The organism is Metabacillus mangrovi, from assembly GCF_009711125.1.
GTDB lineage: Bacteria > Bacillota > Bacilli > Bacillales > Bacillaceae > Metabacillus_B > Metabacillus_B mangrovi.
In genome coordinates this window covers 59,451-75,596 of record NZ_WMIB01000011.1, presented here as the reverse complement: position 1 = coordinate 75,596, position 16,146 = coordinate 59,451, and the positions used below count along the sequence as shown (strand labels likewise).

Here is a 16,146-nt window from a genome sequence, read left to right as displayed (position 1 = left end):
AAAAAGTGTGCGGTGCAAGGAAATCACACCGCACGTGGGATGCTTACTTAGCTGGGACTGTTAAATCCGGATACGCATTTTTGGCTTTCATATAGAACTCCTGGATTGCATCTTCCTTCGATTTCTTTCCATCGGAGAATTGCTTCACCGCATTTCCGTACAAAGTGTCCAGCTGCTGATCATACTTCGTGACAATCCCCGGTTTAATCTGCTCAGACTGCTCAAGGAAGAATTGATAGTTGTTTTGCCCGCCAAGGAATTCATCCTTGAAATCTCCTTTGATCTCTTCTGTTACCGGAAGATAGGACAGAACATCACCCGTTTCTTTCGCCCAGTCCTTCAGGAATTCCTGATCCTGTGTCATCAGCTTTACAAAATCGTAAGCAAGCTCTTTGTTTTTCGATTTGCTGTATACCCCGAGCCATGAACCGCCCCAGAAATACGGGCTTGGTCCGCTCGTTACTGCCCAGTCACCCACTGAATCTTTCACATTGGCTTTTAGAACACTGTGTAGGCCCCAAGTAGGGAGAACATAGGAGAAGACCTTCGTATCAGTAGATTTGCCGCCTTCTATAACTTTTACTGCTTTATCCATGGACTCGAACCAGGCAGGAGACCATTCGGCAGCATTCGCTGTATAGCCGTTCTCCTTCAGTTGTTTCGCATAATCCATAAACTCGATTTTACGGTCTGTCAGCTTCAGTTCGTTCTTCTCATTCACCCACGGCTCCGGTTCATTCCCTTGAGCAAACCAGCGGATCGCTCCTTCATCCGGGAACATTTTGTAGCCTTTTGCTTTCATCTTTTCAGCCACTTCAAAAACGGAATCCATTGACCCCATCATTTTTCCTACTTCAGCCGGATCATCCGTGCCGAGCACTTCTTTTGCCATGCTGCGCTTGTAATAAACGCCCCCTGGAGTGGTCTGCCAGGAAAGAGCTCTCACTTTTCCATCTTTATCTTTCCCCATGTCAAATACGTAAGGTGTGTACTTGTCGGCCAGCTCCTCTGCATTGTAAGGAGCCTTGGAGAGATCTTCCCAGTATCCGGCATCCACCCACTGTTTAATGAAAGCAAGCTCTCCGGTAAACACATCCGGCGCGCCAACGCCGCTCTCAAGGACAGGCTTCAGCTTTGTCGGGTAATCCGCGATCGGAACAATTGTCAGTTCAACCTTTACGCCGTTCTTTTCTTCAAATTTCGTAATCGGTTTTTTCAGCTCATCGGTAAACGACCAGACTCTTAAATCGATGTCACCGCCGCCTTTTCCGTTGCTTGCACTGTCCGCTCCGGAACAGCCTGCGAGAATTCCAAACAATAAAACAAGGGATAATAGCAAACTTGCCGTTTTTCTCATGTATGTACACTCCTTTTTTTTATAAATCGGTTTTTAACCGAAAGCGGTTTCGATTTGCTGCAAAAAAATTCTGAAAGCGATTACTTTATTAGGTAAAAAGGAAGCCGCTTATTCGAAAGCGGTTTCGATTTCCGGTAAAAAAAAATCAGCGAAGCTTTTTACAGGACTCCCGTTCGATTAACGTGACAGGGACCATCTCACTCATTAGGGACTTTTTTTTCTGGTTCATTTGATTGACAAGCAGGTGAACGGCCTGCTTTCCGATCTCATCGGTATCCTGCTTAACCGTAGTTAGCTTGGGGGATAAAAATTCCGCCATCTCAATATCATCGAAGCCGATAACGGAGATATCTTCCGGAACCGTAAGCCCCGCTTTTTTAATGGCTTCCATTGCGCCAATTGCCAGCAGGTCCCCGGCAGCAAAAACAGCTGTAGGCCGGTCCGGCAGTGTCAGCAGTTTCTCCATGGCTTCCTGTCCTTCACGAACCGAAAACATGCCGCCATCCACGAGATAATCCTCTGGGATCTCAAGCTGCGCCCTACTCATCGCATTCCGGTAGCCTTGAATTCTCGCACTTCCGGAAAAAGTGTCCGGCGCGCCGGAGATATGGGCGATCTTCCTGTGTCCGAGTGACAGCAAATACTCGACTGCCTTTTCTCCGCCTGTCACATTATCTGAATGAACCACGCTGCTGTTTACCTTGTCCATATCGATCACTACAATGGGAATGGAGCTGTCTAGGACTTCAAGGACGAACGGGTCATTCTGATCCGAGCAGATAATAATGATGCCGTCTACTCCGCGATACTGAAAATACTCCAGGTAGCTTGTGTTGCGGTTTCTTAAATTTCGTGACGGGAAAACAAGATCATAGCCTTCATTTTCAGCATGCTTACGGAAGCTCTCAATGACGGCATTAAAGAATGGATGCTTCATCCCGACACCGTTGTCTTCTGTAAACATCACGCCGACCGACCAGGTTTTCTTTGTGGAAAGGGACTGGGCATGAGAATTCGGCAGATAGCCCATCTCTGCAGCAACCGTCAAAATCACATTCTTGGTTTTCTCACTTACATCCGGATAATTGTTCAAAGCTTTTGAAACGGTGGTGCTCGAAACACCAGCTTTCTTTGCAACGTCATAAATTGTAGCCATTGAAATCTCCTCTTATCGAAAGCGCTTTCGTTAAGTTGAATTATAAGTCGATGCCATCGATTAGGCAAGAGCTTTTTTTAAAAAGAATGTGTTAAAGCATAGGGCTGTGATTTTTGGAGCGGAAGGCGTGAGACACCGAGCTGAGAGCAACAGCCTATTTTACCAGAGATAAAAATCAAACGGTGAAAGGAATCTTTGTATCGGCCGTTTTACGAACGAAATGACTTTAGTCCTCCTTAAATGTTCGGGAAATGATTTGACAACTCCTCTTTCCGATTGGTACAATATTGGATGGATTTAGTATATATAAACTTCAATAAATCGTACGTTTAAATAGTATTCGGAGGTGCAGTACATGTCTTCAGCAGTTGTAGTGGGTACTCAGTGGGGAGATGAAGGAAAAGGGAAAATCACCGATTTCCTTTCAGAAAATGCAGAAGTCATCGCCCGTTACCAAGGCGGAAACAATGCAGGCCACACGATCAAGTTCAACGGAGTAACATATAAGCTTCACCTGATTCCATCCGGAATTTTCTATGAAGATAAAATTTGTGTAATCGGGAACGGAATGGTTGTCGATCCGAAGGCGCTCGTTCAGGAGCTAGCTTATCTGCATGATAAAGAAGTCAGCACGGATAACCTGAGAATCAGCAACCGCGCACACGTTATTTTGCCTTATCACTTGAAATTGGACGCTGTTGAAGAAGACCGCAAAGGCGCCAATAAAATCGGGACAACGAAAAAAGGAATCGGACCTGCCTACATGGATAAAGCAGCCAGAATCGGCATCCGGATCGCAGACCTTCTTGACCGTGAATCGTTTGAAGAGAAGCTTGCGCGCAATTTAGAAGAAAAGAACCGCCTGTTCGAAAAAATGTACGAGGTGGAAGGCTTTAAAATCGAGGATATTCTTGATGAATACTACGAATATGGCCAGCAGATCAAAAAGTATGTGTGCGACACATCCGTTGTCCTGAACGATGCACTCGACGAAGGACGCCGCGTCCTGTTTGAAGGCGCACAGGGGGTTATGCTCGATATCGACCAGGGAACGTATCCATTCGTTACCTCTTCCAACCCTGTCGCAGGCGGCGTCACGATCGGTTCAGGTGTCGGCCCGACGAAGATCAACCACGTAGTCGGCGTATCCAAAGCGTACACTACCCGTGTCGGTGACGGTCCTTTCCCGACAGAGCTGGATAATGAGATCGGCCACCAAATCCGTGAGGTCGGCCGCGAATACGGGACTACTACAGGCCGTCCGCGCCGTGTAGGCTGGTTTGACAGCGTTGTGGTCCGCCATGCCCGCCGTGTCAGCGGAATCACCGACCTTTCCCTGAACTCCATCGACGTTCTGACAGGGATCGAGACTTTGAAAATCTGTGTCGCCTACCGCTACAGAGGAGAAGTCATCGAGCAATTCCCGGCAAGCCTGAAGGAACTCGCTGAATGCGAACCGGTATATGAAGAGCTGCCGGGCTGGACTGAAGATATCACTGGCGCTAAAACACTGGAAGATCTTCCGGAAAATGCCCGCCACTATCTCGAGCGCGTTTCCCAGCTTACAGGAATCCCGCTTTCCATCTTCTCCGTCGGCCCGGACCGTTCCCAGACGAACGTGCTGCGGAGCGTGTACCGCGCGAATTAAATAGATTTCAAAAAGAGGGAGCCGGATGGCTTCCTTTTTTTGTTATGATCAAACGAGGGGGGAATGATATGAAAAGCTATCACGTGAACGGCTTAACCTATACCGTCCGTCAGGCAACTGTACAAGATGCCTCGGAAATGTCCAGCCTGCGCCTGCAGATCGACGGAGAAACCGAGAATTTAGACAGGGAACCGGGAGAAGCATTTATTGATGCAAATGGCTTTAAACAACTCATCAGCAAGGATGCGGAGAGCCCGGTGAACTTGTTTCTGGTCGCAGAAGCCGGAGGACAGATTGCCGGGTTTTCAAGGTGTGAAGGAAGCACCCTCAAACGATTTTCCCATAAGGCGGAGTTCGGAGTAGGAATTTTAAAGGAATACTGGGGTCATGGGATCGGCAGAAACCTATTATCTGAGTCCATCGCCTGGGCAGAAGCAGCAGGGCTGAAAAAAATGACGCTGAACGTCCTTGAAACAAATCAAAAAGCCATCGAGCTCTATCAAAAACAGGGCTTTAAAATTGAAGGGACGCTAGAATGCGATAAGATTCTTTCGGATGGGCAGTGTTACCGTACGATTGTGATGGGACGGCTGTGTGAATGAACTGTTTTTAGAGCTGGTTTGAATTGAAGGCAGATCTCCTGGATTTATAGAAACGTTTTTGTATGAAGTTAAAATAAAGAAGACTCCCCCAGTAAGAGACAGTATAATGAAAAGGCTAACTTATCAAACGGTTATCATCTTAAAATGTTTTTGTCACTTTCGTAAAAAAACTATTGTCTTGCTCTATCGTTCCATGCTATTATTAAAAACGTCGCTGAGGCGCTCTGACAGTGGGTTTGAGGTGGCATTGGTATTTTGAGCCATTAGCTCAGTCGGTAGAGCACGATCGAATAATCATCGAAGCGAAACATCAGCGCACAAATCGAGCTGCTGCTTGAATAATCTCCCTGAGATTCGGGCGTCTTACATGCTCTGGGTGTAGGAAAACTAGGAGCCATTAGCTCAGTCGGTAGAGCACGATCGAATAATCATCGAAGCGAAACATCAGCGCACAAATCGAGCTGCTGCTTGATTAATCTCCCTGAGATTTGGGCGTCTTACATGCTCTGGGTGTAGGAATACTAGGAGCCATTAGCTCAGTCGGTAGAGCATCTGACTTTTAATCAGAGGGTCGAAGGTTCGAGTCCTTCATGGCTCATCTCTAATAAATGGCCCGTTGGTCAAGCGGTTAAGACACCGCCCTTTCACGGCGGTAACACGGGTTCGAATCCCGTACGGGTCACCATTCATATCTCTTATATTTTTGGTCCGGTAGTTCAGTTGGTTAGAATGCCTGCCTGTCACGCAGGAGGTCGCGGGTTCGAGTCCCGTCCGGACCGCCATTTATTCTTTTTCTTACATATGATAAAATCAATAACAGTAAGAGGGTTTCAATAAGCGAGAAGGTCGAGGAAGCGACCGAATGAGCACCGGAGCGTATAATTCATACGCGAGGATGTGAATGAAGGAGCTGACGAAGAGATTCGAAGCTTAGTGGAAGCCGAAATGATATGGCTTGGTAGCTCAGTCGGTAGAGCACGCCCGAATAAGCTGCGAAGCGAGACTTCAGCGCACAAATGGAGCTGCTGCTTGAATAATCTTTCTGAGATTTGTGCGATGGTGCAAGTATTAGAAAAAGCTCTGACAAAAATTTTATAATGGCTTGGTAGCTCAGTCGGTAGAGCAATGGACTGAAAATCCATGTGTCGGCGGTTCGATTCCGTCCCAAGCCATCCAAAAACACGTTCCTGGTGGAATGTGTTTTTTTCTTTTTCATTAGAATCATTATCGTTCGCAAATAAGCTGTGAGTTTTCGCAAATAAAAATAAAATTTTCGCAAATAAGCTGGTCCCGAGTCGGTCCGGGGTCTCCTCCAGTTAGGTGTTTCGATAATAAATTCAGGATTTCGATAATATCTGTCCTGTTTTCGATAATATATCCAGGATTTCGATAATATCCGAGTCATTTTCGATAATAAACGGTCCCCCGGACCCTAATCAGGTCCCATTTCCTGCTTCAACTCCCCTTATACTGCCTCAGGTCCTCTATGTTCACCTGATTTCAACGCTGATCACGCCGTTTTCCGGTCCATACACACTTCCGGCCAACCCCCATTCCCAATCCTGCCAAATCATTCCCGTATTATTACATCCAACGTGCGATATATGACAAAACGGCCACAATCCCTTAACAATTGGAAGGGAATTGGACGGACGGTAGGAAGTCTGTGCTATCTTAAACGGGTGCCTTTTTAGGGGCTTATATAAAGTTTGGGGGGTTCCGCTTTGGATAAGGGTCATAAATCGAGAATTAAGTATACGCTTGCATGCGGCGTGATGGTGTCATCTTTCATGTTCGGATCACAGACGGCGTCTGCGGTAGATCAGGTTTCAGCGGTTTACCATTTATACATAGATGGAAAGAAGCTTGGAACGGTAGATAACAAGAAGATTATCGAAGAAGCGGAATCGGCGGTCGTGGACCGTGAGGAAGACCGTTTTAAAAAAGAGGGAATTGAGCTGACTGTTCAGGATCTTGAGGTTGTTCCGGAGATGATGTTCCGCCCGTTCGCCGATAATCAGAAGGCGAAGGAGAAGCTGGAATCAGAAATGGAAGTCGCAGCTAAAGCGCATTCCCTCGTGATTGATGGGAAAACGGCTGCATCGTTCCGTTCAAAGGAAGAAGCCGAGAAGGCGTGGAAGGATTACCTTCATACCTTTATTCCTGAAGATCAGCTGAAAGCCTTCGAAGAGCATCAAAAATCCGGAAAGCCGTTCGAGCCGATCAAAGAAGGTGTGACCCGGATTACAAATATCGAGTATGCTGCAGCTCCTGAGTTCAAGGAGGAAAAAGTAGATCCGGGTGCGGTCCGGACAGCATCAGAGGGAACGGATGCGCTGAAAAAAGGTACGGAAAATGAGTCTCTCTATCAAGTGAAGGACGGGGACAGTCTGGAAGCTATCGCAGATTACTTCGGCATGCCGCTTGACGAACTGCTGAAGCTTAACGAAATGAAAGATTCAAAGGATGCGATCAAGCCGGATGATCAAATCAAGGTCGTGCGGTCTGCTCCGTTTACCGAAGTGAAGGTGACGGAGGAGTCCTCTAAGCTTGAGTCCATTCCTTTTGATGAAGAGCGCAAGGAGAACGCAGAGCTTCCAAAAGGGGAAGAACAGGTTTCCCAAAAAGGGGAAAATGGAGAAGCGCTCCGTGAACGCAAGGTCTACCGCTTGAATGGCCAAGTGGTCAGCGAGGAAACCAATAAGGACGAAAAGAAAAAAGACCCGGTTAAGCAAGTCGTTCAGATCGGGACGAAAGAAACCTCCAAAGGCGACGGGTCGCTTGCATGGCCGGCAGTCGGCGGAGAGATCACAAGCAAGATGGGGGAACGCTGGGGCCGCGAACATAAAGGGATCGACATTGCCGGTGTCCAGGACCGGACGATCAAGGCTGCGGACAACGGGAAAGTGGTCTATGCCGAAAACAGCGGAGCCTATGGCAATAAGATAGAGATCGATCATCAGAATGGAATGAAAACCGTGTATGCCCACCTTGATTCCATTTCCGTTTCAGAGGGCGCTACCGTCCAGAAAGGCTCCAAAATCGGAGTCATGGGAAATACAGGGCGTTCAACAGGCATGCATCTTCACTTTGAAGTGTATGAAAACGGCAATCTGAAAAACCCGCTTGATTTTGTAAGTCCATAAAAAGAACCGGCCCTACCGGATGAAGGTAGGGCCGGTTTTTTGACTTTTCCCGGGGAATTCGCTGTTAAGGTGGAAAAAAGGACATACTATCGGTATAATTAGTCTGTTTAGAGCTATCGAAAAAATGACTTCACATAGATTTGGAATCCTTGGCCAAAAGGGGCGATCGAACAGATGGATAATCGAAGAATATTAGTCGTGGACGATGAAAAACCGATTGCGGATATATTGGAATTTAATTTAAAAAAAGAAGGCTATGAAGTCGTTTGTGCCTATGACGGCAACGATGCGATTCAGCAGGTGGAGGAGTTTCAGCCGGATTTGATTCTGCTCGATATCATGCTTCCGAGCCGTGATGGCATGGAAGTGTGCCGCGAAGTGCGCAAAAAGTATGATATGCCCATCATCATGCTGACGGCGAAGGATTCGGAGATTGATAAGGTGCTCGGGCTTGAGCTTGGTGCGGATGATTACGTGACGAAGCCCTTCAGCACCCGTGAGCTATTGGCTCGTGTGAAGGCGAACCTCAGACGCCAGCAGACAATCGGCACCGCGGAGGAAGCGGCCGGCGATACGAACGAGATCACCATCGGCTCCCTCGTTATCCACCCGGATGCCTATGTGGTGACAAAGCGCGGGGAAACGATTGAACTGACACACCGTGAATTTGAACTGCTCCATTATCTGGCGAAGCATATCGGCCAGGTGATGACGCGTGAGCACTTGCTTCAGACAGTATGGGGCTATGATTATTTCGGTGATGTCCGTACCGTTGATGTAACGGTACGCCGTCTCCGTGAGAAGATTGAAGACAATCCGAGCCATCCGAACTGGATCGTGACGAGAAGAGGCGTGGGGTATTATTTGCGTAATCCTGAACAGGAGTAAGTGAAATGAATAAAATTGGGTTCTTCCGATCCATCCATTTTAAATTTGCCCTGATTTTTGTGCTGCTGATTGTATTGGCGATGCAAATAATCGGGGTCTACTTTGTCAGGGAGCTGGAGAAGTCCCTCGTGGACAACTTTAACAGCTCCATCAACAGGCAGATCAGCCTGCTGACCTTCAGCCTCAGTGAAGAGCTCGCTAAAAAGCGCCCTGCAGAAGACGGAGATACAAAAACGCAGGACTTGTCGAGAGTGGTATCCTCCTATGCCAAAGGGGATATCCAGGAGGTGCAGGTCATTGACCCGAACGATGATATGAAGGTCATTGCCACCTCGAATTCAGCGAGCGATAACATCATCAATAAAAAGACGACCGATGTCAGACTGAAGAATGCGGCAATCAACTACGGCTCGCAAAATTCGGATTTTTCAGCCAAACCAGAGGTTTTGTTTGATCCCAACACCCAGAACCGGGTCCGCGTTTCCACTGCCCCAATCAGGGATAAAAACAACGGCAGCCTTGCCGGCATCGTATATGTAGAAGCATCGATGGAGAGCGTTTTTGCCCAGATGCGCAACATCAACGGAATTCTGGCTGCCGGAACGGGAATCGCGCTTATTTTTACCGCCGGAGTCGGAATCCTCCTTGCCAGGACCATCACGCGGCCGCTGTCCGATATGCGGAAGCAGGCATTGGAGCTTGCGAAAGGAAACTTTGGCCGGAAGGTCCGGATTTACGGAAATGACGAGATCGGCCAGCTCGCTTTGAACTTTAACCATTTGACGGAGGAGCTTGAAGAAGCCCATGCCCAGACAGATGGAGAGCGGAAGAAGCTTGCGTCTGTGATCGCCAATATGACAGACGGGGTCATTGCAACGAATCGCAAGGGAGAAATCATTCTCGTGAACGATCCGGCTGCAAGTCTATTAAACGTTTCACGTGAAACGGCCCTTTCGATGAAAATTACAACTCTATTAGATATTGAGGAAGAAGTACAGTTCGATGATCTGATCGAATCGCAGGAGCCGCTGCTTCTTGATTTCAGCTCGGATGAAAAACCCCTGATCCTCCGCGTCAATTTCTCTGTAATCGTCAAAGAGCATGGCGGATTCATTGAAGGTCTCATCGCGATTATTTATGACGTGACCGAGCAGGAGAAGATCGATGAAGAGCGCCGCGAATTCGTGGCGAACGTATCCCATGAGCTCCGCACACCGCTTACGACGATGCGCAGCTACCTGGATGCATTGGCGGAAGGAGCCTGGGAGGATAAAGAAATCGCCCCTCAGTTCCTGAATGTCACCCAGACAGAGACAGAGCGGATGATCCGTCTTGTCAACGACCTACTGAACCTTTCCAAAATGGACAGCAGGGATTACCGGATCAAGCCGGACTGGATCAATTTCACGGTCTTTTTCAACAAAATCATCGACCGCTTCGAAATGACAAAGTCACAGAACGTCACGTTTAAGCGAGACATTCCGGCAGAAGATCTCTATGTCGACATCGACACGGATAAAATCACCCAGGTGCTTGATAACATCATATCGAATGCCTTGAAATATTCGCCTGAAGGCGGAAAGCTTACGTTTAAAGTGAAGGTCTTCCGTGAAGAGATCCTGATCAGCATCCAGGATGAAGGGGTCGGCATTCCGAAGGACAGCGTGAAAAAGATTTTCGACCGGTTCTACCGCGTGGATAAAGCGAGAACCCGGAAGCTTGGCGGTACAGGCCTCGGCCTGGCCATCGCCAAGGAGATGATTGAGGCCCACTCCGGTGAGATCTGGGCAGAAAGCAAGGAACGGCGGGGGACCACGATCTTCTTCACACTCCCGTACAATCCGGATCAAGAGGATGATTGGGAATGAAGCGGGAAACGGTTAAGACGCTCATACTTACAGTTCTGGTAGCAGTCAGTATTTATTTTACGTTTAACATCTGGACGTTCCAGCCCTCCTTTGACCCGATCAAAAACCTCGAGTACCTCGAGCAGCAGCCGCTGTCGGCGGGCGAAAGGGTTATGGGGGATGTGATCAAGCCCCAGCAGCTGTTCTACCATGAAAAAGGCAAGCACTATAATGCCGATTCAGAAGCAAGCGAGATCTGGACAGGCATGGCGGACTGGAAGCTTGAACAGTCAAAGGATGTAACAGAGAAATTCGGCAATGAAAAGCTGAAGGACTTCGTATATGGGAAGGACGGGCAGTCGAAGGTTGATTTGGTGTTCAGCCAGTCCCTCCCGGCGGAGACGTTCCAATCGATTCTCGACTGGGAAACGCCGCCTTCACGCGATCAGACGTATGACCGGATCATCATCCCTTTGGACCGGGTCCGGACACCGCGTGTCTATTTCGTTTCGACCGGAGATAAGAAGGTAACGGAAGTAAAACTGAAGACGGATGTTGCGATCCAGCTTAGGGGAGAGTTTTTCACTGAACTGGATGCCTATCCGCAGTATTTCGCGTGGGAGGTCAGAAAAGACACGACGCTCCTCCTGCCGATGAACAAGGTCAGCTACCCGAAGACCTCGTATTCGTTCCAGAATTTCAGCGGGGAAAAATTTAAAAATGCCCTCTTCAGCAATCCGTCCTACGTCACGAGCTCCGTTACGGAGGATTCACAGCTGTATACGGACTTATCCAACATCATGAGGATCCGGACAGAGCAGACGCAGATGGAATTCACCTCGGCAAGGGGTTCTAATCCAAATGCGAAAGCGAGCAGTCTGGCCACGGTCCTCTCCCAGAGCAAGGATTATCTGAACGCTCATGGAGGATGGACGGATGACTATGTGTTTTTCAGCCATGATGAGAACATGAATGTGACCTTGAAAATCATGAAAAACAACCTCCCTGTCTTTGCGAGCGAGGACATTCCCCAGATCATGGCGGGCATCAGCCTGCAGTGGGCCGGGACGGAGGTCAACCGCTATGAACACCCGACCTTTCAGCTGAGAAATGACTCGAACCCTGTCAATATCCTGCTCGAGGATGGGTATGAATTGAAACAAATGATCTCAGGCAGCACCGGCCAGCTCAGTGTAAACAACATTATCCGGGTCTTCCCTGCCTATGAGCTTTCCAAATCGTCGGAGGACCTGAATATGATCGCAGAGCCGGCCTGGTATGCCGAGACGAAATCCGGCACGTACCATTTGATTAACGATCCGGTCACAATTGGAGGAGGCAACAGGAATGGATTGGAGTAAGACGAAGACAATCTTCATTTTCGCGTTCCTCGTTCTGGATCTGTTCCTTGTCTGGCAGTACTCCCAGCTTGTGATCACGAACAAATACAAGAACATCCAGGACGCTTCTGTGACGGATCAGTTCAAGGAAGAAGCGATCACGTATCCGCCTCTCGATGACACACCTGACCTGCCGCCTCTTAAAGCGGAACGGCATCTGTTTACAGATGAAGAGCGGTCCTCCCTCAAGGAGCAGGAGCCCGCGTTTAAAGAACAGGATCCATACCGGCTTGCAATGAAACTTGTGGAGCCGGTGAAGGTGGACAAGGATGACCTGGCGAAGGCCGATACCTTCGTCTCGGCCCAGCTCATCAGCGGCAGTGAATATGTGCTGTGGTCCTACAACAGAGAAAATAGCACGATCACGTATTTCCAGCGGGTGAACGACCGGATCGTATACCAGAAGAGCGGCGATAAGCAGCTGGGATCCATCGTCCTCCATCTGAACGAGAACCGCGAGATCATTTCCTATGAACAGACGTACATGGATACGGCTGATGAAGAGGAACAGCCTCAGGATACGGCGACGGCGCTTGAAGCGCTCGCCCGTCTATACAACGAGAACGACTTGAAGCCGAAGAGTGAAGTAACGGAAATGACACTCGGCTATTATACGTCCCAGGGACAGGATATCGCGTCTCAGTCGCTGCAGCCGCACTGGTATGTCGAAATCAACAACAAGGACTTTTATTTCGTGAACGCCTATGATACACAGGTCGTCAGACCGAATCAGCAGAAAAAATTGGAGTGAATGCAAATGAGCTTGCAGTTCAGCGTACTTGCGAGCGGAAGTACAGGGAATGCCATTTATGTCGAAGCCGATGGACAGTCCTTCTTGGTGGATGCGGGCCTGAGCAATAAACAGCTCGGCCTGCTGATGGCCAAAATCGGCAAGAGCATGGACGATTTGAGCGGCATTTTTGTCACCCACGAACACAGCGACCATATTAAAGGCCTCGGCGTGGCAGCCCGGAAGCATAAGGTGCCGATCTACGCCAATGCAAAAACATGGAACGCGATGGACACGCTGACCGGTGAAATTCCGGCCGATCAGAAGTTCCATTTTGAAACCGACACCGTCAAAACCTTCGGAGGGCTGGATATCCAGTCCTTCGGTGTTTCCCATGATGCCGCAGAACCGATGTTTTACGTGTTTCACCATAACGGCCGCAAACTTGCCCTCATAACCGATACGGGCTATGTGAGCGACCGGATGAAGGGCATGATCCGCGATGCGAACGCCTTCGTGTTTGAAAGCAACCACGATGTGAGCATGCTGCGGATGGGCCATTATCCTTGGAGCATCAAGCGCCGCATCTTGTCAGACGTCGGCCACGTCTCCAATGAAGATGCTGCCCTCGCGATGTCAGACGTCATCGGTGACCAGACATCGCGGATCTACCTTGCCCACCTGAGCCGGGACAACAATATGAAGGACCTCGCCAGGATGTCGGTTCAGCAGACACTCGAGAGCAAGGGCTTCGTTATCGGTGATACCGTCAGCCTGTTTGATACCGACCCAATCAACCCGACACCATTGACCGCGGTATAATTTATTTTTTTGCCATGCTTTGAGTATAATACTAAATAGAAGCAAGCAAAAAAGGAGCTGGACACAGTGGGGTATTATGATCAGGATTATCAGGAGCCGCCTCGCCGGCAGAAGGGCAACCGCGGCGGCTGGTTTCTCGCCGGTATCACGGGTGCGGTTCTCGGCGGGCTGCTCGTTCTCCTTGCCGGACCGACCGTCAATGATTTCATCAGCGGCGGCCTGCAGCCGGGCACAGAGGAAAACGGAAACAACGAGCCAGCCGGACCCGAAAAGCAGGTCAATGTGGATGTGAGCTCGGACATCACGAACATCGTCAGCAAGGTCTCAAGCTCTGTCGTCGGCGTCATCAACATCCAGCAGTCCGGGTTCTGGGAGGAAGACGAAGGCAGTGAGGCGGGGACAGGCTCCGGCGTCATCTATAAAAAAGACGTCGGCACCGCCTTTGTCGTCACCAACCATCACGTTATCGAAGGCGCCTCACAGGTGGAAATCAGCCTCTCCGACGGCGCGCGCGTCCCTGCTAAAATTCTCGGCAGTGACAAGCTGACCGACCTCGCCGTTCTGGAAGTCGACAGCAGCAAAATCAAAAACGTCGCCCCGTTCGGCGACTCTGATAAAGTAAAACCAGGTGAGCCGGCGATCGCGATCGGCAACCCGCTCGGCCTCCAGTTCGCAGGCTCTGTCACTCAGGGCATCATCTCCGGAACCGAGCGGGCGATTCCGATCGACGAGAACGGTGACGGCCAGCCGGACTGGAACTCTGAAGTGCTCCAAACGGACGCAGCCATCAACCCGGGCAACAGCGGCGGGGCATTGATCAACATGGACGGCAAGGTCATCGGCATCAACTCGATGAAAATCGCCGAGTCCTCTGTTGAAGGAATCGGCCTCGCCATCCCGGTCAACGTCGCCCAACCCGTCATCAAGGACCTCGAAACGTACGGCGAAGTCCGCCGCCCGTTCCTCGGCCTGAGCATGCGCTCCCTTGATGAAGTATCGAGCTATCACCATAAAGAAACACTCAAGCTGCCGGACAGCGTCACGAAAGGCGTCGTCGTCTTTGAAGCCGATCCCCTCTCCCCTGCAGGAAAAGCGGGCATGAAGCAAATGGACGTCATCACGCAAATGGACGGCAAAGAAATCAAGGACATCATCCAGCTTCGAAAAGTACTGTATGAATTGAAGCCGGGCGATTCGGTGACAATCACGTACTACCGCGGCGGAGATAAGAAGTCGGTGAAGGTAAGGCTTGGGGAATCGCAGACGCAGGGAAGTTAAACTTGGTTTAGTGGGTGGCTTATTTCCGCTGCAGGACTCCCTTTCCGCGGGGCGGGCGGTGAGCCTCCTCGATGCTGTGCATCTGTGGGGTCTCACCTGTCCCGCTGTTCCCGCAGGAGTGTCGCCCTTCCGCTCCAATAAGCCCGACCAAGAGTGAGCACAGTCACCCCGGAATGCATAAGCACTTCGGGGTTTTCATTTGCCGGCTTTTCACCTTTCAGGTTGTGGATAAATAGCGAAATTCGTGTACAATAAAACCATCATCCACTTGTGGATAAGGAGGAATCACCATGAAAGCATGCGCAGATCATGTCGAAACAGCAATAGATATGTATGTTGATGAGCACGAACTGGCTCCGGAAATAATAAAAATTGAAGAAACAAACAGGTTATCCACAGCCTGTGAATTGTGCGAAAACCCCGCCGTATATATAGTAGGGGAATAAACATTCGCCACCATCTGTGGATAGGAAATACACATTTGTGGATAACTCATGTTCATAACACATCATCAAGGTGGGGATAACCTGTGAATATCACAATCATCACAGTCGGAAAACTAAAAGAAAAATACCTCAAGCAAGGAATCGACGAATACCTAAAGCGCCTCAGCGCCTACGCCAAAATGGACATCATCGAGCTGCCCGACGAAAAAGCGCCGGAAAATTTGAGTGATCTGGATATGAAAATCGTGAAGGACAAAGAAGGCGAACGAATCCTGGGGAAGATTTCAGACGATACCCATGTCATCGCCCTAGCTATTGAAGGAAAGATGAAGTCTTCTGAGCAGCTGGCATCGGATCTGGACAGACTCGCGACTTACGGGAAAAGTAAGGTTGCGTTTGTGATTGGGGGATCGCTCGGATTGAGTGATGGAGTGATGAAACGTGCAAATGATACGCTGTCATTTAGCAAAATGACGTTTCCGCATCAATTAATGAGGCTGATTTTGGTGGAGCAGGTTTATCGGGCTTTTCGGATTGTGCGGGGGGAACCTTATCACAAGTGATGGTAAACAGTAAATATGAGATGACATTTAATATAAATAAAATCAACGAATATAAAAATAAATAGAAACAATCTTATTCTACATAATAAGGCAGGTTCAATTAAATGAACTTGTCTTTTTTTGTTTTTAAGAATTCTATTTGTTTAAAAATAAAAAGGAAGTAAAAAATAATTTAAATATCGAACGTATTTTGTGCTAGATTGCAATTCAAATTTTTTACATACTAAGTGAAAAGCTCACCAAGCAATTTTGGTATACTGTTG

Annotated in this window: 13 protein-coding genes and 4 tRNA genes; 15 read left to right on the top strand and 2 right to left on the bottom strand. The window is 48.9% G+C overall.

Annotated features, from left to right (window positions below; all coding sequences use genetic code 11):
• Window positions 1-43 precede the first annotated feature (43 nt).
• Both GKZ89_RS12050 and GKZ89_RS12045 read right to left on the bottom strand, forming a co-directional pair.
• Window positions 44-1,357 (bottom strand): ABC transporter substrate-binding protein, encoded by a 1,314-nt coding sequence (locus tag GKZ89_RS12050; RefSeq protein WP_155112657.1) that lies wholly within the window; start codon window positions 1,355-1,357, stop codon window positions 44-46.
• A 145-nt stretch (window positions 1,358-1,502) separates the two neighbouring features.
• Entirely contained in the window at window positions 1,503-2,513 is a 1,011-nt protein-coding gene (locus GKZ89_RS12045) for a LacI family DNA-binding transcriptional regulator (RefSeq protein ID WP_155112656.1), read from the bottom strand.
• A gap of 355 nt (window positions 2,514-2,868) precedes the next feature.
• Here GKZ89_RS12045 and GKZ89_RS12040 point away from each other — a divergent pair, with 355 nt between their 5' ends.
• From GKZ89_RS12040 to rlmH, 15 genes are all read left to right on the top strand, one after another.
• Window positions 2,869-4,161 carry an adenylosuccinate synthase gene (locus tag GKZ89_RS12040; protein ID WP_155112655.1) on the top strand — a complete coding sequence of 431 codons (1,293 nt, stop codon included), beginning with the start codon at window positions 2,869-2,871 and terminating at the stop codon, window positions 4,159-4,161.
• 68 nt (window positions 4,162-4,229) lie between these two features.
• Window positions 4,230-4,763 carry a GNAT family N-acetyltransferase gene (locus tag GKZ89_RS12035; protein WP_241680232.1) on the top strand — a complete coding sequence of 178 codons (534 nt, stop codon included), beginning with the start codon at window positions 4,230-4,232 and terminating at the stop codon, window positions 4,761-4,763.
• A 525-nt stretch (window positions 4,764-5,288) separates the two neighbouring features.
• A tRNA-Lys gene (locus tag GKZ89_RS12030) sits at window positions 5,289-5,361 on the top strand.
• Between the two features lie 12 nt (window positions 5,362-5,373).
• A tRNA-Glu gene (locus GKZ89_RS12025) sits at window positions 5,374-5,448 on the top strand.
• A 20-nt stretch (window positions 5,449-5,468) separates the two neighbouring features.
• A tRNA-Asp gene (locus tag GKZ89_RS12020) sits at window positions 5,469-5,545 on the top strand.
• 317 nt (window positions 5,546-5,862) lie between these two features.
• Window positions 5,863-5,935 (top strand) — tRNA-Phe (locus tag GKZ89_RS12015).
• A gap of 552 nt (window positions 5,936-6,487) precedes the next feature.
• Window positions 6,488-7,909 (top strand): M23 family metallopeptidase, encoded by a 1,422-nt coding sequence (locus tag GKZ89_RS12010; protein WP_155112653.1) that lies wholly within the window; start codon window positions 6,488-6,490, stop codon window positions 7,907-7,909.
• A 174-nt stretch (window positions 7,910-8,083) separates the two neighbouring features.
• Window positions 8,084-8,797 carry a response regulator YycF gene (yycF, locus tag GKZ89_RS12005; protein WP_155112652.1) on the top strand — a complete coding sequence of 238 codons (714 nt, stop codon included), beginning with the start codon at window positions 8,084-8,086 and terminating at the stop codon, window positions 8,795-8,797.
• A 5-nt stretch (window positions 8,798-8,802) separates the two neighbouring features.
• Entirely contained in the window at window positions 8,803-10,665 is a 1,863-nt protein-coding gene (gene walK / locus GKZ89_RS12000; RefSeq protein ID WP_155112651.1) for a cell wall metabolism sensor histidine kinase WalK, read from the top strand.
• Complete coding sequence (locus tag GKZ89_RS11995) at window positions 10,662-12,005, top strand: YycH family regulatory protein (RefSeq protein WP_155112650.1); 1,344 nt, start codon at window positions 10,662-10,664, stop codon at window positions 12,003-12,005. Before walK ends, GKZ89_RS11995 begins: the two co-directional genes overlap by 4 nt.
• Complete coding sequence (locus tag GKZ89_RS11990; protein WP_155112649.1) at window positions 11,992-12,795, top strand: two-component system regulatory protein YycI; 804 nt, start codon at window positions 11,992-11,994, stop codon at window positions 12,793-12,795. The genes GKZ89_RS11995 and GKZ89_RS11990 overlap by 14 nt, the downstream gene beginning before the upstream one ends.
• A gap of 6 nt (window positions 12,796-12,801) precedes the next feature.
• On the top strand, window positions 12,802-13,596 hold the full coding sequence (locus GKZ89_RS11985) for an MBL fold metallo-hydrolase (protein ID WP_155112648.1): 795 nt from the start codon (window positions 12,802-12,804) through the stop codon (window positions 13,594-13,596).
• Between the two features lie 66 nt (window positions 13,597-13,662).
• Window positions 13,663-14,874 carry a trypsin-like peptidase domain-containing protein gene (locus tag GKZ89_RS11980; RefSeq protein ID WP_162356782.1) on the top strand — a complete coding sequence of 404 codons (1,212 nt, stop codon included), beginning with the start codon at window positions 13,663-13,665 and terminating at the stop codon, window positions 14,872-14,874.
• A gap of 290 nt (window positions 14,875-15,164) precedes the next feature.
• Complete coding sequence (locus GKZ89_RS11975; protein WP_155112646.1) at window positions 15,165-15,320, top strand: CxxH/CxxC protein; 156 nt, start codon at window positions 15,165-15,167, stop codon at window positions 15,318-15,320.
• 83 nt (window positions 15,321-15,403) lie between these two features.
• On the top strand, window positions 15,404-15,883 hold the full coding sequence (gene rlmH, locus GKZ89_RS11970; RefSeq protein WP_162356780.1) for a 23S rRNA (pseudouridine(1915)-N(3))-methyltransferase RlmH: 480 nt from the start codon (window positions 15,404-15,406) through the stop codon (window positions 15,881-15,883).
• The last annotated feature ends 263 nt before the right edge of the window (window positions 15,884-16,146 follow it).